At 44.5% G+C, this 22089-nt stretch carries 22 protein-coding genes and 1 pseudogene; 4 read left to right on the top strand and 19 right to left on the bottom strand.

Going from position 1 to position 22089, the window contains the following annotated elements; genetic code table 11:
• Window positions 1-46: 46 nt before the first annotated feature.
• From N5P32_RS05380 to N5P32_RS05360, 5 genes and pseudogenes are all read right to left on the bottom strand, one after another.
• Window positions 47-982 carry a 2-hydroxyacid dehydrogenase gene (locus N5P32_RS05380; RefSeq protein WP_265728103.1) on the bottom strand — a complete coding sequence of 312 codons (936 nt, stop codon included), beginning with the start codon at window positions 980-982 and terminating at the stop codon, window positions 47-49.
• The gene (locus N5P32_RS05375; protein ID WP_265728102.1) at window positions 979-1392 is read right to left on the bottom strand and encodes a VOC family protein; all 414 of its coding nucleotides are present in this window, start codon (window positions 1390-1392) and stop codon (window positions 979-981) included. Before N5P32_RS05375 ends, N5P32_RS05380 begins: the two co-directional genes overlap by 4 nt.
• A gap of 122 nt (window positions 1393-1514) precedes the next feature.
• Window positions 1515-3076 (bottom strand): annotated as a pseudogene (locus tag N5P32_RS05370) (FMN-binding glutamate synthase family protein).
• 69 nt (window positions 3077-3145) lie between these two features.
• Window positions 3146-5536: a bifunctional diguanylate cyclase/phosphodiesterase gene (locus N5P32_RS05365; RefSeq protein WP_265728101.1), complete on the bottom strand. Its 2391-nt coding sequence runs from the start codon at window positions 5534-5536 to the stop codon at window positions 3146-3148.
• Between the two features lie 312 nt (window positions 5537-5848).
• On the bottom strand, window positions 5849-7750 hold the full coding sequence (locus tag N5P32_RS05360) for a PhoX family protein (protein ID WP_265728100.1): 1902 nt from the start codon (window positions 7748-7750) through the stop codon (window positions 5849-5851).
• Between the two features lie 255 nt (window positions 7751-8005).
• On the opposite strand from N5P32_RS05360, the gene N5P32_RS05355 reads away from it, so the two are divergent.
• On the top strand, window positions 8006-9643 hold the full coding sequence (locus N5P32_RS05355; RefSeq protein ID WP_265728099.1) for a methyl-accepting chemotaxis protein: 1638 nt from the start codon (window positions 8006-8008) through the stop codon (window positions 9641-9643).
• Between the two features lie 26 nt (window positions 9644-9669).
• Here the strand turns inward: N5P32_RS05355 and N5P32_RS05350 are convergent, their stop codons facing one another.
• The 4 genes from N5P32_RS05350 to N5P32_RS05335 all read right to left on the bottom strand — a co-directional run bounded on the left by N5P32_RS05350 (window position 9670) and on the right by N5P32_RS05335 (window position 13297).
• Entirely contained in the window at window positions 9670-10092 is a 423-nt protein-coding gene (locus N5P32_RS05350; RefSeq protein WP_265728098.1) for an MmcQ/YjbR family DNA-binding protein, read from the bottom strand.
• A 106-nt stretch (window positions 10093-10198) separates the two neighbouring features.
• Window positions 10199-11782, bottom strand: a complete 1584-nt coding sequence (locus N5P32_RS05345; RefSeq protein WP_265728097.1) for an ABC-F family ATPase — start codon at window positions 11780-11782, stop codon at window positions 10199-10201.
• A 238-nt stretch (window positions 11783-12020) separates the two neighbouring features.
• Window positions 12021-12242 carry a transporter associated domain-containing protein gene (locus tag N5P32_RS05340; protein ID WP_265728096.1) on the bottom strand — a complete coding sequence of 74 codons (222 nt, stop codon included), beginning with the start codon at window positions 12240-12242 and terminating at the stop codon, window positions 12021-12023.
• Window positions 12236-13297 (bottom strand): hemolysin family protein, encoded by a 1062-nt coding sequence (locus N5P32_RS05335; RefSeq protein ID WP_265728095.1) that lies wholly within the window; start codon window positions 13295-13297, stop codon window positions 12236-12238. Before N5P32_RS05335 ends, N5P32_RS05340 begins: the two co-directional genes overlap by 7 nt.
• A 242-nt stretch (window positions 13298-13539) precedes the next feature.
• Between N5P32_RS05335 and N5P32_RS05330 the strand changes: the two genes are divergently transcribed.
• A complete protein-coding gene (locus tag N5P32_RS05330; RefSeq protein ID WP_137169322.1) occupies window positions 13540-13947 on the top strand; it encodes a DUF2721 domain-containing protein in 408 nt (135 codons plus the stop codon).
• 39 nt (window positions 13948-13986) lie between these two features.
• Here the strand turns inward: N5P32_RS05330 and N5P32_RS05325 are convergent, their stop codons facing one another.
• Window positions 13987-14970, bottom strand: a complete 984-nt coding sequence (locus tag N5P32_RS05325; RefSeq protein ID WP_265728094.1) for an N-acetylmuramoyl-L-alanine amidase-like domain-containing protein — start codon at window positions 14968-14970, stop codon at window positions 13987-13989.
• Between the two features lie 78 nt (window positions 14971-15048).
• Here N5P32_RS05325 and N5P32_RS05320 point away from each other — a divergent pair, with 78 nt between their 5' ends.
• The gene (locus N5P32_RS05320) at window positions 15049-15315 is read left to right on the top strand and encodes a hypothetical protein (RefSeq protein WP_265728093.1); all 267 of its coding nucleotides are present in this window, start codon (window positions 15049-15051) and stop codon (window positions 15313-15315) included.
• On the opposite strand, the gene N5P32_RS05315 is transcribed toward N5P32_RS05320, so the two are convergent.
• The 5 genes from N5P32_RS05315 to N5P32_RS05295 form a co-directional block, all read right to left on the bottom strand.
• Window positions 15274-15636: a thioredoxin family protein gene (locus N5P32_RS05315; protein WP_265728092.1), complete on the bottom strand. Its 363-nt coding sequence runs from the start codon at window positions 15634-15636 to the stop codon at window positions 15274-15276. The genes N5P32_RS05320 and N5P32_RS05315 overlap by 42 nt on opposite strands.
• Window positions 15637-15663: 27 nt before the next feature.
• Complete coding sequence (locus tag N5P32_RS05310; protein WP_265728091.1) at window positions 15664-15954, bottom strand: YkgJ family cysteine cluster protein; 291 nt, start codon at window positions 15952-15954, stop codon at window positions 15664-15666.
• A gap of 105 nt (window positions 15955-16059) precedes the next feature.
• A complete protein-coding gene (gene trhA, locus N5P32_RS05305; RefSeq protein WP_265728090.1) occupies window positions 16060-16719 on the bottom strand; it encodes a PAQR family membrane homeostasis protein TrhA in 660 nt (219 codons plus the stop codon).
• Between the two features lie 153 nt (window positions 16720-16872).
• Window positions 16873-17964 carry an amidohydrolase family protein gene (locus N5P32_RS05300; protein ID WP_265728089.1) on the bottom strand — a complete coding sequence of 364 codons (1092 nt, stop codon included), beginning with the start codon at window positions 17962-17964 and terminating at the stop codon, window positions 16873-16875.
• A 123-nt stretch (window positions 17965-18087) separates the two neighbouring features.
• The gene (locus N5P32_RS05295; protein ID WP_265728088.1) at window positions 18088-18852 is read right to left on the bottom strand and encodes an undecaprenyl-diphosphate phosphatase; all 765 of its coding nucleotides are present in this window, start codon (window positions 18850-18852) and stop codon (window positions 18088-18090) included.
• A gap of 179 nt (window positions 18853-19031) precedes the next feature.
• Between N5P32_RS05295 and zntR the strand changes: the two genes are divergently transcribed.
• Entirely contained in the window at window positions 19032-19466 is a 435-nt protein-coding gene (zntR, locus tag N5P32_RS05290; RefSeq protein ID WP_265728087.1) for a Zn(2+)-responsive transcriptional regulator, read from the top strand.
• Window positions 19467-19495: 29 nt separating this feature from the next.
• On the opposite strand, the gene N5P32_RS05285 is transcribed toward zntR, so the two are convergent.
• The 4 genes from N5P32_RS05285 to N5P32_RS05270 all read right to left on the bottom strand — a co-directional run.
• Window positions 19496-19756, bottom strand: a complete 261-nt coding sequence (locus N5P32_RS05285; RefSeq protein WP_265728086.1) for a diguanylate cyclase — start codon at window positions 19754-19756, stop codon at window positions 19496-19498.
• Complete coding sequence (locus N5P32_RS05280; RefSeq protein WP_265728085.1) at window positions 19741-20634, bottom strand: GGDEF domain-containing protein; 894 nt, start codon at window positions 20632-20634, stop codon at window positions 19741-19743. The genes N5P32_RS05285 and N5P32_RS05280 overlap by 16 nt, the downstream gene beginning before the upstream one ends.
• Window positions 20631-21191 carry a hypothetical protein gene (locus tag N5P32_RS05275; RefSeq protein WP_265728084.1) on the bottom strand — a complete coding sequence of 187 codons (561 nt, stop codon included), beginning with the start codon at window positions 21189-21191 and terminating at the stop codon, window positions 20631-20633. Before N5P32_RS05275 ends, N5P32_RS05280 begins: the two co-directional genes overlap by 4 nt.
• Window positions 21192-21349: 158 nt before the next feature.
• Window positions 21350-22089 (bottom strand): cobalamin biosynthesis protein (locus N5P32_RS05270; protein WP_409371077.1); only part of this gene is annotated, 740 nt, incomplete at its 5' end.

Raw genomic sequence — 22089 nt, 5'->3', positions numbered from 1 at the left:
CATTTTTTAGATTTATTGGATGATTTTTAAACACGAATCTGTTCTATTAGTAACCCAATATCGGATCCACTAACATCGGCATTTCTGCCGTCAATCGGTAATTTTCTATGTTCTTCGCCACGATAGCACTCGCGCTTTCAGGGTGTGTGGGAGCAGAAATATGCGGAAGCACACTCACCGATGGATGTGACCAATAGGGATGATCCTTGGGCAAAGGCTCATGCATAAAAACATCCAATACGGCGTGCGATACCGCCGCGCGATCAAGTTGTAATAACAACGCATCATCGTCAATGATGGCCCCTCTGGCAAAGTTAATAAGACTCGACCCGACAGGCAAATGCGACAACGTCTCACGGTTTAACAACCCTTTTGTCTCTGGGGTTAACGGCAATAAGCAGACGATGATATCACTTTGGCTTAATAATGAGACCAACCCTTCATCGCCACACCAGCATTCAACCCCTTCTATGTGTTTCTGACGGCGACTCCAACCCGCCACAGTAAAACCATTTTCAACCAATCGACTCGCACTGACGCGCCCAAGTTCACCTAATCCTAGGATCCCTATTCGTCGCTCCTTAGGAAACACCATTGGCAACGAACTCCACTGATGCTGAGCTTGCTGTTTGGCATAGGTTGGCATGTCCCTGTGCAGAAACAATGTCCAAGCCAACACGGCTTCTGACATAGTGCGAGCAAGATTAGGGTCAATCAACCTTACAATAGCAAAATGAGGCGAAGACAACTCATTTACCATACGTTCAACCCCAGCCCACACACTGTGAACCCATTTCAAAGCAGGCAAGGCCATTAAATCCTGAGGGTCAGGATTCGCCACAATGGCAATATCACACTGTTGTTTTTGTTCAGGAGTGAGATCGGAAAAAGGCACAATATGTTCTGATGGCATCGCTTTTGAAAGCGACTCAATCCAAACGGCCTGCTCCGTCGCGCTGCTTCGACTCACAAAAGGAATCATTTCGCATACACCTGCGCCAGATCTTTAAACCCTTTTAACTCAATAGCATTGCCACTTGGGTCTTTAAAGAACAATGTCCACTGTTCCCCTGGCAAGCCTTCGAATCGAACGCTCGGCTCAAGATCAAAGGCAACATTCGCTACGGTTAAGCGTTTGGCGACTTTTTGCCATTCTTCCAAAGCCAAAATCAAACCGAAATGCGGCATAGGCACAAGATGCTCACCCACTCGACCTGTATTTTTTGTGGGACTTGGTTCACCAAGATGCAACGACAATTGATGTCCGTAAAAGTCAAAGTCAATCCAAGTGTCCGTGCTTCTGCCTTCAGTACATCCCAAAACATTCGTGTAGAAATCACGCGTTTCTGCAAGTGAAGAAACATGAAAAGCATAGTGAAACAAAGCCGACATACGCGCCTCTAATGAAAAAAGTGGAAGTTAAAAAATACAGCACACAGAGTAAAAGTAAATATCGCCCCTTTCAATAGGGCGATATAGTTAGCATTAGACAAAGAAATGGCCAATCAAACCCATTATTGCAGGCGCTCTTCCGTGGTAATCGCTTTATCCTGAAATCCTGTCATTTTAATGTATTCGGGCCTTACATTGGGTATAGGATTCGCTTGCGAAAATAGTTGAGATCGACTTTGGTTTTCTATGATGCGAACATGAGATCGAGTCAACTCTCTCGGCTCTTTGACACCGCACGAATGCGCAATCATTCCTATCCCATGCAACAGCTCAGCGGCGTAGTTCGCTACTCGTTCTGACTTTTCTGTCGCTACCAGACCCCGTTGCAGTTCAGGGTTGTGGGTCGTAATACCGGTTGGACAGGTATTTTTGTTACACTGCAATGCTTGAATACAACCCAGTGAAAATAAAAACCCTCTGGCCGTCACCACAAAGTCCGCTCCAGCGCTCAATGCCCACGCCGCTTTGCCCGGAACAATCAGCTTACCAGACGCAATAATTTTGATGTAACGACGCAAACCATAAGAAGTGATGATGTTCACCACCGTCGGCAAGCTTTCACGCAAATGCATACCAACATAGTCCATCAAGGGTTGAGGCGCGGCCCCCGTTCCACCATCAGAACTGTCAATCGTGATAAAATCCGGGCAGTAATCGATGCCTTTTTTGTGTATCAACTCACACAAGGTTTCGAAAAAACTCAGATCCCCTACCACCATTTTAAAGCCAACAGGTTTCGAGGTAACCTGACGAACACGATAAACCATGTTTAACAAATCATCGATCGATTTAATGTCAGTATGGCCGTTAGGGCTAATAGAATCTTGACCAACAGGAATCCCCCGAGTGTGCGCTATCTCTTCCGTTACCTTTGTGCCCGGCAGCATCCCCCCTTGCCTGGTTTCGCACCTTGGCTCATTTTAATCTCAAACATGCGAACGTTTTGGTGTTCAGCTAGACTCAGCAATTTAGCGTCGTCCAATTGGCCTTCGTGATTACGAACTCCGTATTTCGCGGTGCCTATTTGAAAAACCAGATCACAGCCACCCTCTAAGTGATAAGGAGACAGTCCGCCTTCGCCCGTGTTCATCCAGATACCCGCTTTACGGGCCCCCTTGGATAACGCTTGCACCGCGGGCTTCGATAATGCTCCAAAACTCATGCCTGAAATATTCACCACAGAACGTGTTCTATAAGGCGTTTTGGCCGTAAATTCACCTATGCAAATTTCTTTCGGTTGGGCAGCGTCTTCGTCTAACGTAGGAAAAGCGCAGTTTAAAAAGAAGATATCACCAGGGGTTTCGAGGGAACGCGTTGATCCAAACGCAATGGTCGTATCGACCTTCTTCGCAGCACGATAAGCCCAAGAACGCTCTGCGCGATCAAACGGTCGTTCCTCTCGATCCATTGCGAAAAAATATTGCCGAAAAAACTCACCCAGATGCTCAAACAGATAACGAAAGCGACCAACCACTGGGTAGTTTCGTCTTATGGTATGAACCGTTTGATGCGTATCCACCCAGTACATAACGGCAACGGTGACCACCGCGACAAACAGCAAAAAAACGAACAGCAACGCACCCCAATGGATGGTCAATGTCGCTAATGAAGACAGAAAATCCATAGCTTGCCCTTAACGTTAAATATAAATTTATTCGGTAATACTACGCTACAAAACGGCAGTCTATGAGGTTCAATCGTGAACAAACTCAGCAATAAACTCTTTGGGTGGCAAAGGATGGCCAAAATAGTAGCCCTGATAATAAAAGCAGTCTATTTCTCGCAATCTATCGTAATGAGACAGCGTTTCAACCCCTTCTGCCAAGACACTTATTTTCAGTGCCTTTGCCATAGCAATAACCGCATGTACGATGGCCTCATCACTCTTATCTGTGAGTAAATCACGGACAAAAGACTGGTCAATTTTCAATCGATCTATGGGCAAGGATTTTAAATATTTCAAAGAGGAATAACCTGTGCCGAAGTCGTCTATCGAAAGGTGAATGCCCATGGCTTTAATAGCATTCATTTTTTCTAGGGAGGAAGTAAGGTCATTGAGCAGCATGTTTTCCGTGATTTCCAGATCAACACAACGGGCTGGCACACCGTGTTTCTCCAGCTGAGTTTTTAGCATCGGCAAAAAGCTTGCTTGTTGAAACTGAATAGGGCTGACGTTAATCGACATTCGCCATGAAAGGTCCCACTTGCCTTCTTTTAACCAAATCGCCACTTGAGACAAGGCTTCATTCAGAACCCAATGCCCGATTTCTACAATCAGGCCAATTTCTTCCGCCACCGGGATAAAGGTAGCTGGCGAGATAAAACCTTTTTGCTCGTCTTTCCAACGAATCAGCGCCTCTGCACCGATTAACTGATTTTTATCGTTCGTTTGTGGCTGATAATACAATTCAAACAATTTGAACTCTGTCGCGTGGTGAAGGGCTTTTTCCATTTCAAGACGCGCATCAGACACCGCTTGCATTTCTGGCTTATACAACGCAAACGTATTTCGCCCAGATTCTTTCGCTCGGTATAGCGCGGAATCTGCTTGTTTCAAGATTGCTTCGACTGAGCCTTCTTGGCCATTAAAAATCGTAGCACCTAAGCTGGCGGTAATGTGAACTTCATGATGACCGGCGGTTTTCACCTGTTGGCAGGCGTACATAACACTTTCAGCAAACCCATTAATGGCTCGTTCTACCAGCTCTTTATTGTGACCAATATGCGTCAGTAAAAAGGCAAATTCGTCTCCGCCCATTCTGGCAAAAACCACATTATCTTCAACCAGAGAAGACAACTGTTTCGCGACACATTTTAATAATAAATCCCCCACATTGTGGCCAAGCGAATCATTGATGGTTTTAAAGCGGTCAAGATCCATAAATACCACGGCCGAATAATGTGAATGCCGCACCTTGCTCTTTAGTGTATCGCCCAATTTATTGGCCAAATATTGTCGGTTAGGCAACCCTGTCACGGTATCGTAATAGGCCAAACGATGAATGTGCGCTTCGGCTTCTTTTCGTTCAGACACATCTCGAATCAGTAAAAGTGTTTCTATTTTGTCTTGTACTCGGTATTTCGCCAGCCGTATTTCAACAGGCAATTCGATGCCTTGTATACGATAAGTGGTCTCAACCGTTACGGGTTCATTTAATTTCAACCCGATTAAAACCTCATAAAACACCGGCCACGACGAGGCAGTATGCAAGGTTTCCAAAGAATGCGATTGCAACATGTCACTGCGATTTTTTAACATGCGTTCTGCAGCGGTGTTCATCAAGGAGATCTGGTTGTTTTCATCCAGCAACAAAATACCATCGGCAGCGTGCTCTATCATGGCCTTAGTGTGACTGTCACTGCGTTCAAGATCACTTAACGCCGTGTTGAGTTTTTTCCATAAGGATGAAAACGTCGAATGTAAATTCCCCAATTCATCAGACTGGTGATAACGATGAAACGACTTAGGAAGAGGAATGTCCTGATTATGGCCAACGGTCGATAACGACTCAGTTAAACGCTTAAGAGGGTAAGTAACCAAATAGTAAAATACGAGGGAGATTAACGAAGCGAGTAAAAGGTCTTTAAATACGTTATAGATCAGAATGGAAAGCTGCTCTTTGAAAATTTTATCGAGCAAATACCGTTTTTCTGGCCAGACCAATAAATGCCCAGCATCGAAAACAGGGCTCTCTAAATGCAACGCACGGTCGTAGGTTTGTAAGTCAGATAAAAAATATTCGGCAATCTTACTCGATAACGCGAAATTACGCTGCCCTGCACTGGCTTCGACAAACAGTTCCCCAGATTCATCTCGAACCTCTAGGTGCGCAATCGTCGGATTAAACAATAAGCTGTCGATTTGCTGTTGTGCAAAAGCCACATCCAAGCGGAACACCGCTCCGGACAGAGGTTTTTCAACAACGGCCAATAGCTCTTCGAAATCTTGATTGATTTGTGTTTTTTGATTTTGAATGCCATCAACAAATTGAATGCCACTGGTAACCAAACTTAAAACAATCGCGAGTGCTAAGGTTAAAACTGCCTGCTTAAAAAAAAGTGACTTAGAAAGTACAACACCCATTCTGACTCGCTTACATTTTCATGTTCATCGCTGCACCTTGTACAGCGCCTAAAACCTATAATCACAAAAGAGAGAGTAAATATCCATATTCATCATCAGGTAATGGCCTAATTCCTTGCTTTTAATGTGCACATTTCTAAGACTGACATTTTCTTCCCTACGACACAAGAACCTATAAAAAAATCTTATAAAGATTGTGACCTATATCATGCTAATTGTGACCTGTATCAGGTTATTTACCGCCATAAAAAAAGCCAGCATAACAAATATACTGGCTTTATAATCCATAAAATATTCTTATAAAGCAAAAACTTAGCCGATGACTGCACCGTCTTCGCGTGATATAGCAATCACACTAGAGCGAGGCACTGAGTTACCGCCATTTGGCCAATGTGAGTTACCACCTTCACCTGGATGCTGTACACCAATAAACATGGTTGTGCGTGCCGCATTCCATGTCGCGCCGGTGATTTCAGATTCTTTAGGCCCCACAAGGAAACGACGAATTTCGCCTGTTTCAGGGTCACCCACTAGCATCTGGTTATTGCCCTGGCCTTGGAAACCTTTTTCATTCGAATAGTTGCCGTCTGTTTGAATCCACAATAAACCTTTGGAATCGAACTTTAAGCCATCCGGTGAATTAAACATATTGTCTTGGTTAACGTTCTTAGAGCCTGCATTGGCATCATCGTACACAGCTGGATTACCCGCCAATACGAACAAATCCCACTTAAACTCGTTATGAGTATGATCCGAGTCCATTGGCGTCCAACGAACAATCTGGCCAAAGTTGTTTTTCACTCGTGGGTTTGGACCGCTAGCCGGTGTCGCATCGCCACCCGCATTTGGTTTAACGCCGCGGTTTTTGTTGTTTGTTAGGGAGCAATACACTTCCGCTTTGTGAGGATGAGCCGCGACCCATTCAGGGCGATCCATCGTTGTTGCTCCCACTTTAGAAGCCGCCATTCGAGTATGAATGGAAATTTCAGCGTCTGTCATGCCGGTTGTTTTTGGTGTCAAAGCCAACCATTCACCACGGTTGTTATCGTGGAACTTAGCAACGTACAAAGTGCCTTCTTCTAACAAGTCACGGTTATTGCCGCCAGCTAAATATTTATGTTTGGAAACAAAGCGGTATAAAAACTCACCACGCTCGTCATCACCAAGGTACACAACAACATGACCGTTTGCAGCAATGGTTAACTCCGCGTTTTCATGTTTAAAACGGCCAAGTGCGGTGCGTTTCTTAGGACGAGACGTTGGATCAAGTGGGTCGATTTCCACAACATAACCAAAGCGGTTTGGCTCATTTGGCTCTTTTACCAAATCAAAGCGCGCGTCTGCCATCGCCCAATTATAGCGACCTTCTGTACTCATACCATAACGCTTAAATGCTTCTGGCATTTTGTAATTTTTATCATTGGCTGTGAAGTAACCGTTAAAGTTCTCTTCACAAGTCAAATACGTACCCCATGGAGTTTGTCCATTACCACAGTTGTTCCACGTTCCTTTTGCCACCAAGCCTTTCGGGTCTTCGGAAGTCTGCATCCACTTATGACCACGAGCAGGCCCCGTGATATCCATTTCCGTATCCGCTGTAATGCGACGATTGTAAGGAGAATCTTGAACAATCCCCCATTTACCACCGCGTTGTGCCACTTCAATGATTGACACACCGTGAGCCGCTTTATTTTTGCGAACATCGTCCGCGTTAGCAGGCATACCATCAGCTCGGTTAGCGTGAAGTGTCTTTTCATTGGTGTATTCATTGTTGATGGCCATGATTTGTTTGCCATCTTTCGAGAAAAACGCCATGCCATCATTGTGATCGCCAAACGCCAACTCTTGAGAAGCACCAGTCCCGCCCGTTGCTGCATCAAAAGCAGGAGCATTACTGAACAAAGGATCGCCCCATGAAGCCAACACTTCCCACTTATAACCCTCAGGCACTGTGATGGTATCAAGCGCATTGGCCTTAACCATGCTGAAAGCAAGACGAGATTCTTCAGCGCTCGCTGCCATCGCTTTCCCTGCCGCCAATGTGGTCGAGCCCATCACAAATGCCCCGGCTCCCACAGCAACACCACCGCCTAAAAAGCCACGGCGAGAGACCATTTTATTGGCCACTTCTTCAAACTCGACCACTTCTGGCGCTGGGCGAACCAACTCATCTAGCTCATCAAAACCCAATTGCTTTTTGCTATTAATATTCATCACACTGCCCTATTCAATAATATTAAGTATCAATGTCGACCCGTTTAGGTCGCTTGTTTATTCGCCTAACAAATACCTAACTCCTTTGACTGGTAAGGAGACTGAGTAAGAAAGTAGCGATAAAACATGACACGAAAATGACAGATACAAGACATTGTGCTTATATTAAAAGGCTCGTACAAAAAAAATGCGCTCAGCAACACAAAATAGCTCCCCACAGGCCATCATAAAAACAGCAATAATAAGGGTGACGTTATGATTAATTCTCTACGAAACATACCTATCCGCCTGCGTTTAACCAGCTTGGTCGTCTTCTTTTCATTGGGATTAGTTCTCGTTGTTTATCTTTCTCTAACGGTAAACAAACAATCATTACTCGATGAAAAATACGCCCAAACAAAACATGTGGTGGAAACCGCAACCGGTGTTTTTCAGTATTTCCACCAATTGGAACAAACAGGTCAACTCAACCGCTCAGATGCGCAGCGTTACGCCATGGAAACCATTAAAAATACTCGCTATGCTGGGTCTGAATATTTTTGGATCAATGACTACAATGCCCACATGGTAATGCACTCCGTCAACTCCGCCTTGGATGGCAAAGACCTATCGAACTTAGAGGATCCCAATGGCAAAAAACTGTTTTCAGAATTCGTTAAAGTCGTCAAAGCTCAAAACGCGGGGTTTGTTGATTACCTCTGGCCAAAACCTGGGAACAAAACGCCGGTTGAAAAAATTTCTTACGTCCAAGGTTTTGCGCCTTGGGGGTGGATTATTGGCTCTGGCATTTATCTAGACGATGTAAACAGCCAATTCCAGAAAGAGGTCGCGCGCCTTGGCCTAATCAGCGCAGGCATTATTCTCATCGCCCTATTCTTATCCATCCTAATTGTTCGTTCTATTTTACAACCTATCGGACAAATTCAGGCTGTTCTGCACAATATTTCGGAAGGTGATGGCGACTTAAAAACACGCCTACCAGAATCTGGAAAAGACCAATTAACGCAAATTGCCAAATCGTATAACACCTTTGTCGATCGTCTTTCTAAGACTCTTACAAAAGCAGTGTCACTCAACCAAGAAGTTGAACACAAAAGCCTAGAGTTAAAATCAGTTGCTGCAAAAACAAAAGCCATTACCCAACAACGTGAAGGGATGTTTGCGCAGATGGCTGATACCATTACCGAAGTAGACAGCTTTAAAAATGAAGTGATCGACAGCACACAATCCACCTTGGCGTCTGCGCAATCTACAGTCGAAAAAACTCAAACAGGGCAAAGCTCTATCCTGCAAACAGTGCAATCGCTTGAAAAATTATCCCATGAATTGGAATCCGGTCTGCAAACCGTTGTTCAGCTTGCCGAACAGTCTCAGACCATCGGCTCTGTCTTGGATGTTATCAGCGCCATTGCAGAACAAACGAACCTATTGGCATTGAATGCCGCGATTGAAGCCGCCAGAGCGGGAGAACAAGGCCGCGGCTTTGCCGTGGTTGCCGATGAAGTGCGTGGCCTAGCAAGTCGAACTCAGGCCTCCACGGATGAAATACAAAACATGATTAGCAAACTGCAAAGTGGTGCAAAAGAAGCAGAAGCTCGTATCACTGCAAGCCATCAACAGTCACAAAAAACCACCGAAGAGATCAACCTAACCACACAATATTTGCAAGACATTGCCGCCTCTGTCGACGATATTAACCGAGCAAGCCACACCGTCATTCAAAGTGTGAATATGCAAAGTGACGCCGTGCAGAAACTCAATCAATTAAACATCAACGTTTCTGAACTTTCCGCCAAAGCCGGAGAGCAAGTTCAGCAAAATAATGTCACCAGTGAATCACTGGCCGAAACAGCCAAAGAAACCAAAGAAGTCATGTCTATCTTCAAGCTGTAAAACAGTCATCCCCAGCAACCAACACTCTATAATCCAGACTGTTGGTTGCTTTGGTTTTGATCAAGAGTTCCCGCGTATAAGGCAGGCTTTCCATGTCGAACTTCCAACCCTTCCCGAATGGATTTCTTTAAGCCTTTCACAACCAAACCATACGAATGGTCTATTTGTCGTTGGATTTCACCTGCTGACAAGTCCCCCTGCAGAACAACCGAATTCCAATGGCGCTTATTCATATGGTAAGCAGGAATCACTTCAGGAAAAATGTCACGTAGCTCTATCGCATGCCCCGGATCACATTTGAGATTCAGCAATGGCGTGCCTTGCTTTTTTATCAATAGCGCAAACATTTTGCCCTGCACTTTAAACACCGCCGTGTAATCATCAAACGGGTAATGCTCTTCTGCTTCTGGCTTCGATAGCAGATACTGCTTTAATGTATTATGGTCCATCAAATGCTCCTTGTATGACAACAAACCCAGACAGTATAAAACGAAAAAGCCACTTACAGCGCATGTCAGTAAGTGGCTTTACAATGCGAATCACACGCGAGGCAAATTAGCCTTGATGAGCAAGATACTCATCATAAGTGCCTTGGAAATCAACGACTTTCTGCCCCTTGATTTCGATAACACGGTTCGCCAAAGAAGACACAAAGGCTCGGTCATGGCTAACAAAGATCAATGTACCATCAAACTCCAACAAAGCGTTGTTTAAGGCTTCGATGGCTTCCATATCCATGTGGTTCGTTGGCTCATCCATGACGAGAACGTTCAAATCCATCATCATCAGCTTGCCAAACAGCAAACGGTTTTTCTCACCACCGGAACACACTTTTACCTTTTTGTTGAAATCATCGGCCGTAAACAACAAACGTCCCAACATAGCTCGCACTTTTAAGTCGTCGTGCTTAGCGGTACGCCATTTCGACATCCAATCAAACAAGGTCAAGTCGCAATCAAAGTCTTCGGTGCTGTCTTGTGGGCAATAGCCGATAACCGCGTTTTCAGCCCACTTGATCTCACCCTGTTTCGCGTTCAATTCATTCATCAAACAACGCAAAAAAGTCGTCTTACCGGCGCCGTTTTCACCAATGATCGCCAAACGAGAGCCCGCTTCTAAAATCATATTGCCGCCAGAAAACAACAGCTCATCATAGCCATGGCCTAGGTCTTCTAAAATCAGAGCGTGACGATGAAGCTTTTTGTCTTGTTTAAACGTCAAAGACGGCGTCATACGGCTCGATTGTTTTACTTCTGATAATTCGATCTTTTCTAATTTTTTAGCGCGAGAGCTGGCTTGCTTAGCCTTAGATGCGTTAGCCGAGAAACGATTAACGAACGCTTGAAGGTCGTCCATCTCAGCACTTTTCTTCGCATTTTCAGTCAATAACTGTTCGCGAATCAAAGACGACGCCTCCATGAAATATTCGTAGTTACCTGGATAAATACGCAACTCACCAAAATCGATGTCTGCCATGTGTGTACACACAGAGTTCAAAAAGTGACGGTCGTGAGAAATGATGATCATGGTGCATTTGCGTTGATTCAACACACCCGCCAACCAGTTAATGGTGTGAATGTCCAAGTTGTTGGTTGGTTCGTCCAACAACAAAATGTCTGGGTTAGCGAAAAGCGCTTGGGCTAACAAAACGCGAAGCTTCCAACCCGGTGCAACTTGGCTCATTAAACCAAAATGAAACTCTTCTGCAATGCCCGCTTCCAGCAAAATGTCGCCTGCGCGACTTTCCGCACTGTAACCATCCATTTCGGCAAATTCTGCTTCAAGCTCACCAGCGCGCATACCGTCTTCTTCGCTCATCTCTGGCTTAGCGTAAATTGCATCACGCTCTTGCTTGACCTTCCACAGCGCCACATCGCCCATGATCACAGCATCAACCACCGTGTATTCTTCAAACGCGAACTGATCTTGGCTTAAAGTACCGACTTTTTCACCCGGTGTAATAGAGACGTTTCCTGAGGTGGGTGTCAGAGCACCACTCAGAATTTTCATGAAGGTGGATTTACCACATCCATTCGCGCCAATTAAACCGTAACGATTGCCGTTACCAAATTTTGCTGAGATATTTTCAAACAATGGCGTTGCGCCAAACTGCATCGTGATATTAGCCGTGGAAATCAAAAGTAAGCCCTGAAAATAAAGAATGGAAAGCCGTTTACGTCTGCCACTGGATTAGCGTACAAAATATAAACACAAAGGTGGGCGAATATAGTGATTTAATGGCCAAAAGTCGAGGATTAAGCAATGTTTTTTGGCGGTGAGATTCACGTGGTAAGGCTTTACGATTTTATTACCCCAATTGGTGCCGCTCTGTGACTTCTGCGCGGCACCTTAGTAAAGGCGTCCTTGCTTAGCAATGCTATTTTAATTTCGTGACCAGCAGCTGTTCAACCCTTACCCCTTCTAAGTCCAGCACTTCAAACTTGTACCCTTCGTGAACAAAAAAGTCCGTCCGTTTGGGTAATCGTTTTAAACTGTAGGTAATAAAACCACCAATGGTTTCGTATTGGATTCGATCAGGGAATTCCTCAATATCCAGACTGCGCATGACATCATTGATTGGCGTTAATCCTTCTACCAACCATGAGTTGGCATCGCGTTGTACGATTTGCTCCTCATCATGTGGCGTGAGTAACCCCCCATAAAGCCGCCTAGCAAATCTTTCACTGTGACAATACCGACAATAGTAGCGTATTCATTCACGATCACGGCAAAGGCTTGAGGCGCCATTCGGAACGCATTTAGAGCTTCGGACAACGTCAGCGTCTCAGGTAAATAGAAAACTTCTTTATCCACTTTATCTGGGCGAATCTGAGCTGGCTCGCCTTTTAATACCAAGCGTAATATTTCTTTGGAATCTATGATGCCTTCTATTTTGTCTAGGCTGCCGTTACACACCAAAAAGTCATTATGCGGGTGGTCGATAATTTTTTGACTGATCTCTTCACTGCTTTCATCAACATCAAAATAAATAATCTGGTCTCTCGGTGTCATCGCACTGGCAATATTGCGCGTTTCCAGCTCAAACACACTGCCAATAATTTGGTATTCCTGGCTTTGCAAACTGCCATCTTCTGCGCCAGCGTCCATCATGGCAACAATGTCTTCCGTAGTCACAATCTCTTCGCGTTCTATCGGCACATTAAATAAACGCAAAATCGTATTGGTGATGCCGTTAAATAAGAAAACCACCGGTGTTAACAAAAATGTCACCCATAACATGGGCGTCACCATGCGTATCGCAACGGCTTCTGGCATGATTATCGCCAAACGTTTTGGCAATAAATCAGCAAATAAAATAAACAAAGACGTAAGGCTTAGGAAAGACAAAACAAAACTGATTTGATCCAACAATGGCCCAGAATAAACGAACTCAACAACCTTCTTAATATAGGGCGTTAATGTTTGCTCACCAATAATACCGCCTAATATCGCAATCGCGTTTAACGCAATTTGAATCATGGCAAAAAAGGCACCGGGTTTCTGTTGTAATTTCAAGACCGCCAAGGCTTTCACATCGCCTTCATCCGCCAAAACACGCAACTTGATTTTTCTAGCCGCAGCCATGCTTATTTCAGACATAGCAAACAAAGCACCGGCAATAATTAATAAGCCAATACTGAAAAAATCATTCATTTTTATCTCACTCTATACCGATAGACGGAACGAAAATATAGCCGCATTATAGAAGGAAGTTGGGGGGATACAACGCTTATTTTCTATACTTTCAGAACCGCAAGAGACAGTACAAAAAAGCGCACAGTAAGCGTAATATAAAGAGACTAAATAGTGTTAGAACCCTTTTGTTTCATTCATTTCAAGCGCTTTGCATCGTGCAATAAGCACCGCTGTCGAACACAGGTTTAAGAAGGCCATACATGATCATTACGTTAACCACTCCCGCTATGCTCTTTCCCGCTGTTTCTTTATTGCTGCTGGCTTACACCAATCGGTTTGTCACTCTTGCGTCCATTATCCGTAACTTCGACCCGAAGCTTGAAGACGCGAATATCACGGAACAAATTACCAATTTACGCAAACGCATTTATTTGATCCGACGAATGCAAGAAGCAGGCGTGATCAGCTTTTTCTTATGCGTCCTATCGATGATGGCAATTTATCTGGAGTACCAGCAAATCGGCAGTTACATTTTTGGTGCTAGCCTAGTTTGCCTGATGTATTCGCTTTACTTGTCAGTTCGGGAAATTACCATTTCATGTGATGCCCTTGAATTGCACCTTCAACATTTCAGCACCAATTTCAAACAACGAAATCGCAAAAAATAGTCGGGCCTTAATGTCGTAACACGTGAACGTTAAAGCCTTTTAACGACGAAGCAGGAGAATACTGCGCAAAATACTCAGCAAAGTTTTCATCAATGACTTTTTTGTATCGTTGACTGGCGTGTCGTAGAAATAAACCCCCTCTTTTCGAATAGCAAGCGCCTGATGAGACACATTCATATTTGTCCCAATATAGTCTTTTAATGCCCAATTGGGTCGCACCATACTGATCACACTGCCAGAGGGAATACGGTCTAATAACGCCATATTAGGCTGATTATCCTCTCCATCATACAAGGCGGTCAGCGGCACATAAGGCAAAAAAGCAGGCTCAGCGCGAAACACATCACCTTCAGAATGCAATTGCTCTAACAATATTTGACACGAATCAGACAGGTCACTGTCGCAATGAATCACGTCGCTGCCCAGATGTTGATACCAAGCTGATTTGTCGATCACTGCCTTTGCCACTGCAGCTCGACCCTTTGCCACTTCGGGCGTGATATCCATAAGCTTGTCTTGGTTATTTCGAAACCAATCCACACTCGGAAAATGATTGCGTGAGACAAAATCCACGTGCCCATTCTGATAACGTATTTGTTGTAAGTTGGATTCAAATTCAGCCGAAGACACCGACAATGCGCCAGCCAGAATCGTTTCTACATACGTCGTACAGTCAAATACATCAAAACGGCTCAATGGGTCTTTATCGTATTTTGCCAGCTGTCCCTCTCCGACACGGCCACCAACATACTCAGCCCCCATTAATGCATAACTCAATGCGTCTATTTTATGGGTCATCGCCGCAGAAGCGGGTGCCATATCGTATCTACTTGTATCAATAACGTCATAGAAACGCGCTCTGTTTACAGCATCCAAGTTTGCGGCATTCAAATTTGCGGTATCCAATACCGTGTCCGCCACGACAGGCGATAGAAAAATCACCAGCACGCTCGCCACAAAGCACCTAAACGGCCAATTTTTCATCCAATCCCCTGACACGATAAAACCATCATTTTGAAACATAAAAAAACAAACATTGATTAAAAAACGACCACACAACTATGCTAGTATTCACAGACAGACTAAAACGAAGGTCATCCAATGCAAATCAACAATTCGTCATTTCTCTATGGTCAGCAAGGCTTTCAACGCAGCCAAGACAGACTAGACCAAGCCAGTCAAAAAGTGGCCGATGCCTCCAAACAAACACTAGGCTCGGATCAAACGAAGGATTCGGGCTTATATGGTTCCCCCATTCAAGACGGTTTAATCGAAGCCAAAAGCAGCGAGCTGGATGCGAAAGCCAATGCAAAAGTCATTGAGGCATCAGATAAAACCATTGGTCGACTCATTGATATCAGTGTGTAACAAAGCCTGAACGTCTTCTCTGGACGTAAAACGCACCACGCGACACACTTCCACACCATCGTTCAGCAAAATTAACGTAGGCCAAAGCTTCACGCCATATTGGCGACCCAGCCGTTTACCCTTCCCATCAAACACCTTGATATGAGCCATAGTAGGGTTGTCCTTCATAACGTCTTCAAGTGCATTTCGTGACGCCTGACAATACCCACACCAAGGGGCACCAAACTCCAACATTACGCGCCCCTTGAGCGCACCAATCTCTTCTTGAGTTGGCGCATTTTCCGAATATTCGGGATTAAACCCAAGTGTGATAGCGTTCATCGTATCCCTCTTTCATAAAGCATTCTGCTATTCAACAACATTAAAGACGTCTCGACATTCATCCGACCCCATTTCAAACTCTCGACAAATCCATGGACGATTCTCGTAAATGGTGCAAAGAAATGTGTCTCTGTCTACCGCTGAACACCAACCATCGTCTAATCTCAGCATGGTCTCGCCCCCCCATTCATCAACCGAAATATGTTTATCAGGCACCCCAGTATCACTGATGATCATCACTTCCATACGACAACAACATGCTTGGCAATTGGCACACGTAACGTCAATATCGGATACATTCTTCAAAGAGATAGTCATAAAACCACAACGCTAATAAGGTGAGAGAAGCGTTTTTGCCAGTTAAGCGCACGCAATCGGAAATATACACCCGATCTATTTAAGAAGATACGCAGCGCAAACGCGCTAAGCCCCATAATAAAAAATCGCAAAATAATGACAAACCGTGCCGCCCACAACGAACAAATGCCAAACCAAATGCCCATATCGCAACCGTGAGTCCAGTACAAAAAACACCACGCCCAGCGTGTAAAGCACACCGCCAAGCACTAAGAGAAGCAAGCCCATTGGCTCCATCAATGAAATAAGCGGCTTGATTGCAACAATAATAAGCCAACCTAACACCACATACAGAGTGGTAGAAATAGCAGGATGCGACGCCTTACCAAAAGCTTTAAGGCACACACCAATACAGGCCAGCACCCAAACCGACACTAGCAAAGACCATCCCCATGCGCCCTGTAACACGCCCAACATAAAAGGCGTATAGGTTCCAGCAATCAATAAATACACCGCAGAATGGTCGATGACTCGAAACACATACTTTACCCTTCCTTTTGGCATAGCGTGGTAAAGCGTCGAGGCCAAATACAGCAAAATCATCGTGGCTGAGAAAATACTCACTCCCACAATAAAACTTACATCAGCGTAATCGATGGCACTTAAAATAAGAAAAGGCGTTCCCACAATCGCCGCCACTAACCCCAAGCCATGACTGAGACTATTGGCGATTTCTTCGCCTAACGACTGGTGACGACTGGACGCATCAGACATCCGATTCCCCATACTTTTGCTCCTACTGTTCAGTGGACATACAAAAGCATGGAACATATGGACAGAATTCACAACGTAAGAGAATGGATAAACAATGGAAGCCGTACCGCATTAACGGCACCAAAGCCGACAACAGATTACTAGCAACAGATAACTGACAATAGATTACTGGCAAACCACCGGAGCTTGATAGTCGAGAGCCAGCAAGCGGAAATAGTTTTCACCTAACGCAATATTACGAAAAGCCGAATCGTCCAAATACTGCAAAATGCGGCTTGTCGCCTCCAACTCAGATTGATACACCTTAAAGCTGTTGTCTCGAAACGCCACAAAATCAGATCCCGGCAAGATCCGCGTTGAATACTGGTTAAGAAACCGAACGTATAAATCCCGATTGCCGGATTTACTGAAGTAATGGTCTTCTAAAATTCGCCACGAAATGTCCAACATCAAATGAGGATATTGATCCAACAAACGGGATAAAATCGCAATGTGCTCCGTCGCCTTCAAATTGGTTTGCTCATAAGAGATCCCCATATGAGCCCACACCATTTTATTGTTTGGATACAACGCCAAAGCCTGCTCCATTAAGGGCAAATAGAGAGTGGCATTGGCATTGTTACCAATGTCCGAATGAATGGTGATTGGGTAATCTCTGGCTCTCAACTCCGCCATAAACCCCGCCCATTGTTCGATATCCTGTGGTGTCGCCGCTTGATGGCGGTTATAAAATTGCGCTTGTTTAACCAGATTCACTTCTCCCATCCAGTGAAACATCCCCGGATATTCCTTTTCATACAGCTTCATGAGCGCCACAGTGGGTTCCGGATTAGACAAATCCGTAAAGGTCATCGACAGAGTGAGATGAAGATCATCAGGTTTAAATTCCACCATGTTCGCGGCATTGACAAAATCATTGCGCGTTGTGGGTGACACGGGAGTGCCAGGGCAGGTTAAGTAATTAGAACAAGAAGAATTGGCCGGTAACATTTGCCCAATGCCGTACACATTGGCAAAACGAACTGAGGTGCGCGACAAATATTCATTGACCTCATTAAACGGAATGGCACGTCCGTCAAAGGGTCGATAATGAAGGTGTGTATCAACAACAGGGGTGTAGGGTTCTAACTCACGATCGTAACAAGCCGAAGTGCCTTTAAAGGAATCCAACGAACGATGAACGGGCGCATTGTCCGAAGAAGCACAGCCACTGATAAGCACAGACACCAATGTGGCGATTGGAAAAAAACGACGCATTATCCACATTCCCTATAAATCGACATCAACACAAGAAAGGACATTACAAAACATCCTTTCTTGTCTGTAAAGCCTTAAAACCTCGGCTCCTTGTCAAACAACACATTGTTCATCTTGTAACGATTAAGCGAAAAACAGCAACAACGCGCCAAAGATAATGCGATACCAACCAAAAGCCACAAAGGTGAATTTCTCCAAAAACACCATAAACAATTTCATCACCACAAACGCACTGAGGAAAGCCACCACAAAGCCAATAATCAAAGGCATCAGCTGCTCACCAGCGAATTCTTTATAACTTGAAAGCAAATCGTAACCAGACGCCGCGACCATCACCGGCAAGGCCAATAAAAACGAAAATTCCGCGCTCACTTTACGACTAACCCCAACTAGCAACGCCCCGATAATCGTTGAACCTGCTCGACTGGTGCCTGGAATTAGCGCAAATATTTGAGCGAAACCAATCCATAACGTCTGCTTCATTGTCAGCGATTCCAACGAGTCCACACTCGCCGTTTTGTCTTTTAACCAGCGTTCTGTCAGTAAAAAAATCACCCCGCCCACAATGAACATCGTCGCCACAATGGGCACAGAGAACATAGCCTTGATTTCATGGCGGAATAAAAAACCTACAATAGCGACAGGCAAAAAGGCCACAAAAACCTGACTCCACAAACGCACATGCTTAAACGTAAAACGCTCTTTGTAGTTGGCAATCACCGCTAATATTGCCGCCAATTGAATAATCACTTCAAAGGCTTTATTCCCTTCGGTTTGCTCCATGCCAAGCCATTGACTCACCACAATCATATGCCCTGTAGAAGAAATAGGCAGAAATTCCGTCGCCCCTTCAACCAACCCCAGAATGACACTATGAAATACATCCATTCCTAATTCACCTTTTACCAATCAACAAAAAATTATCCAATCACTATATTCTGAGCGCTAATATAAACCATCGACCATGAAAGAAATATAAAACCGTTAAATAACAAGACAAATACACAACCATTGACCTTGGAGTTAAGTCAAAGGTGTATAGTTGTCATAAAAGAAAAGGAGACAGTATGTATCGAATTGGCGAGCTCGCAAAAGCATGTAACATAAACCATGACACCCTTCGCTTTTATGAAAAAAACGCACTACTCACACCGTCTAGCCGATCCGAATCTGGCTATCGTCTTTACACAGAGAAAGACAAAGACATACTTGAGTTTATTCTTCGGGCAAAAAACGTCGGTTTCACGCTGTCCGAAATAAAAGAGCTGCTGTCTATTGAAGTGGATAAGGCCAACAACGCCTGTGCTGATGTAAAAACACTGGTCGATACAAAGTTGCAAACAGTAGAAAACAAATTAGCCGAATTGATCCGCTTTCAAGCGTCGCTCAAACGGCTATCCGACGCCTGTTGCGGGGGTGAAGAAAGCGCCGAACATTGCACCATTTTAGAAGCACTGGAATCTGATACGAATGCCGTTCGTCACGAACACCATCACGATTAAACAGAGAAAACAGCGAGAACTCAAAAAACCTAATGTACTATCGCATTGTCGTGCAGAACCAGCCTATTTCGACCTTGTTTTTTGGCAAGATAAAGTGCCTGATCGGCGTATTGATAGATTTGACTAAACGTCGTCTGACGCTCGCCTTCGTGATAGTAAAGGCCAATACTCAGCGTAATATGAATCATAACGCTGTTATTTACCTTTAATTTTGCTTCTTCAACGGCCACTCGAATATCTTCACACAACGTCATGACTTGCTGCTGACTAAGATTCAAAAAAGTACGCAAAACTCTTCGCCACCGATACGCGCCACTAGATTTGGCTCCACAATATGGTGATTCAAAATATCGGCTATGTGCTTAAGTACTTCGTCTCCAGCGGGATGACCATATAAGTCGTTGATCTTTTTGAACAAATCCAAATCAATAATCGCAAAACCAATTTGAGCTGGACGCCACCCTATTATGGCTTGCGCTTTTTCAGAGATATAACGTCGATTTGGTAACTGCGTTAAATGGTCCAGATTGTTCTGTATCGTTAGTTCTTCTTTGTGAAAATAAAGACGTGTTAACGTGGCAAGCAAGGCAGAACCTACAATAAATACCGCGCTTATCAACCCCCAAATAAGCAATAGCAACTGATCTTTTCGTCGCCGCTCAATATCCGAAGCAGCTTGAATAATATGATGAAGTTCAGAATACGATACCGCCATGTCTAACTCGATTTTCGTCAGCTGAGTAATCAGTAATGACCTATTTTCAGAGTCTTGATTTGACCTTTGGATGCGTTTGATCATATCAGGCAACGCTGCGCCCACAGCATTCAACTTCGCCAGATAAGGCTCATAAACCCTTGAGTCAATGACACTTGCCCGTACCTTTCTATCAATGATGGGAATACGATATTGAATCCGAATTTTGGCTTTTTCCAGTTCCTGAATGTCAAAAAATGGACTGTCCGCTTTCAAATACGATAAAGACCGTTTGAGGACATGAACATCCTCTTGCGCCTGCATCACATCTACAACAAGCGCAGTAAAATTAGACCCTAGCAATTGCTTAGATTGCTGCTGAAAATAGAGCGCAGCCCAAACACAAAGCCCTAAAAAAACAGCAAATATTAGCCATATTCGAGTCCGAATTTGCTTCGCTGTCAGCATTTTCATTGCGCAACGATGTCATTAATCGCCCAAATCCAGAACGTTTTCGATTCCGCAAGGTGGGAAGGCAAGTCGGCATCAGACGGAATAATTAACATCAACGGCCCCAAATCACTGGCGGATATAGGCAGTCCATTAAGTCGGGTTACCAAAAGGTATTGTTTACGTTCGCGACCTTCCTTTGGAAGAAACACTTCATAGCCATCTAATGCCACCAAGCGTAAACGAAGCGCATCATCGAGTTGGTATTTTTTCAAGAAATCGTTCAGCCAAACTCCGGCAAATTTTCCTTTAGGACCATCAAAGTGCGTCATGTCATCGGTCTCAAACAAATCAAGAGACTCGATATCAGACATAGACAAAGACACTACTCGATCCGAATCACTGACCGTGAGTATGGGTGTGGTATCAATAGATGGAGTGATGTCGCTGGCATGAACGCTCACGGCTTGAGTTTGAAAAGAGAATAAACAGCCAACAACAAAACATAACCAGCCCCTGAAAGCGGCCAAATCCGCGTGGCGACGACTTATTCTTAAAACACCAGCTAATACATTTATCATAATGAAGGTTCCAATAGAGGAAACGCTAAAAATAGGGAGATCTTCAAAAATTTATTATACTGAACGTCCCGTATATATCGGTCAAATTTATACAATTACTTACATTTTCCACCTAGAACGCTCACAACCTTATCGCTTTGTCTGTGTTTCTTACCAGCTTATCGAGATTGATACGATCTCGCCACCGCACAGGTCGCTTTGGCGTTTTTGATTTTATTCAAGATAAGCTCTGGTTCTGTGCCGGTTTCCATTTGAGCCGCTAACAGCGCGGCAGATTCCGCAACGCCGTAGACGCCGACGGTGTTGAAGATGTAGTCGGATTTAGTACTAAGAAGCGACTCCATTGGCGCAAGATCTTGGGCGCTGTAGGTGTTGAAATCCCAATGGTATTTGTCAGCGAGAGCGATGAGATTGGTTTCGTCGGCTTTGATGTCGATGCTGTTTAAAGAGTGGATTTGCTTTGGCGTTAAGCCTTTTTGCGCTAGAGCGTCAAGCATCAGGGTTTCGATAAATTCCAGCGGGCAGTTGCGTTCGCAGCCCATTCCCAAAGTATAGATAGGATTCAAGTAAGGCTTCGCGGTGGTCATCACCAACTGTGCGCCAAGGGATGCTGCCACTTGCGCGCCCCACTCGTTTGCACCGCCTTCATGACCGGATAACAATGGAATGACAAACTTGCCATCTTCGTCCAATACCAAGACTGGCGGGTCTTGATATTTGTCTTGCAGCACCGGCGCGAGCGTTCGCATTACGATGCCAGTGGCACAAATAAACACCAGCCAATCACCGTTTTTAAACCCCGTTTGAACAAACTCGGCGAAAGGTTTTGGCTTGTAATCAACGACCGCATCCGGCCAATTATTTTGTACGCCTTTAGACAAGAGTTTTTGCGCGGGAA

Source organism: Marinomonas pontica (assembly GCF_026191375.1).
GTDB lineage: Bacteria > Pseudomonadota > Gammaproteobacteria > Pseudomonadales > Marinomonadaceae > Marinomonas > Marinomonas pontica.
Note: the sequence above shows the minus strand (reverse complement) of the source record. Positions and strands in the feature narration are given on the sequence as shown.

What these genes read in the sequence shown, in the direction of transcription:
- N5P32_RS05380 (WP_265728103.1), bottom strand. Translation starts at nt 982, where the DNA reads ATGATTCCTTTTGTGAGTCGAAGCAGCGCGACGGAGCAGGCCGTTTGG.
- N5P32_RS05375 (WP_265728102.1), bottom strand. Translation starts at nt 1,392, where the DNA reads ATGTCGGCTTTGTTTCACTATGCTTTTCATGTTTCTTCACTTGCAGAA.
- N5P32_RS05365 (WP_265728101.1), bottom strand. Translation starts at nt 5,536, where the DNA reads ATGGGTGTTGTACTTTCTAAGTCACTTTTTTTTAAGCAGGCAGTTTTA.
- N5P32_RS05360 (WP_265728100.1), bottom strand. Translation starts at nt 7,750, where the DNA reads ATGAATATTAATAGCAAAAAGCAATTGGGTTTTGATGAGCTAGATGAG.
- N5P32_RS05355 (WP_265728099.1), top strand. Translation starts at nt 8,006, where the DNA reads ATGATTAATTCTCTACGAAACATACCTATCCGCCTGCGTTTAACCAGC.
- N5P32_RS05350 (WP_265728098.1), bottom strand. Translation starts at nt 10,092, where the DNA reads ATGGACCATAATACATTAAAGCAGTATCTGCTATCGAAGCCAGAAGCA.
- N5P32_RS05335 (WP_265728095.1), bottom strand. Translation starts at nt 13,297, where the DNA reads ATGAATGATTTTTTCAGTATTGGCTTATTAATTATTGCCGGTGCTTTG.
- N5P32_RS05330 (WP_137169322.1), top strand. Translation starts at nt 13,540, where the DNA reads ATGATCATTACGTTAACCACTCCCGCTATGCTCTTTCCCGCTGTTTCT.
- N5P32_RS05325 (WP_265728094.1), bottom strand. Translation starts at nt 14,970, where the DNA reads ATGTTTCAAAATGATGGTTTTATCGTGTCAGGGGATTGGATGAAAAAT.
- N5P32_RS05320 (WP_265728093.1), top strand. Translation starts at nt 15,049, where the DNA reads ATGCAAATCAACAATTCGTCATTTCTCTATGGTCAGCAAGGCTTTCAA.
- N5P32_RS05315 (WP_265728092.1), bottom strand. Translation starts at nt 15,636, where the DNA reads ATGAACGCTATCACACTTGGGTTTAATCCCGAATATTCGGAAAATGCG.
- N5P32_RS05310 (WP_265728091.1), bottom strand. Translation starts at nt 15,954, where the DNA reads ATGACTATCTCTTTGAAGAATGTATCCGATATTGACGTTACGTGTGCC.
- trhA (WP_265728090.1), bottom strand. Translation starts at nt 16,719, where the DNA reads ATGGGGAATCGGATGTCTGATGCGTCCAGTCGTCACCAGTCGTTAGGC.
- N5P32_RS05300 (WP_265728089.1), bottom strand. Translation starts at nt 17,964, where the DNA reads ATGCGTCGTTTTTTTCCAATCGCCACATTGGTGTCTGTGCTTATCAGT.
- N5P32_RS05295 (WP_265728088.1), bottom strand. Translation starts at nt 18,852, where the DNA reads ATGGATGTATTTCATAGTGTCATTCTGGGGTTGGTTGAAGGGGCGACG.
- zntR (WP_265728087.1), top strand. Translation starts at nt 19,032, where the DNA reads ATGTATCGAATTGGCGAGCTCGCAAAAGCATGTAACATAAACCATGAC.
- N5P32_RS05280 (WP_265728085.1), bottom strand. Translation starts at nt 20,634, where the DNA reads ATGAAAATGCTGACAGCGAAGCAAATTCGGACTCGAATATGGCTAATA.
- N5P32_RS05275 (WP_265728084.1), bottom strand. Translation starts at nt 21,191, where the DNA reads ATGATAAATGTATTAGCTGGTGTTTTAAGAATAAGTCGTCGCCACGCG.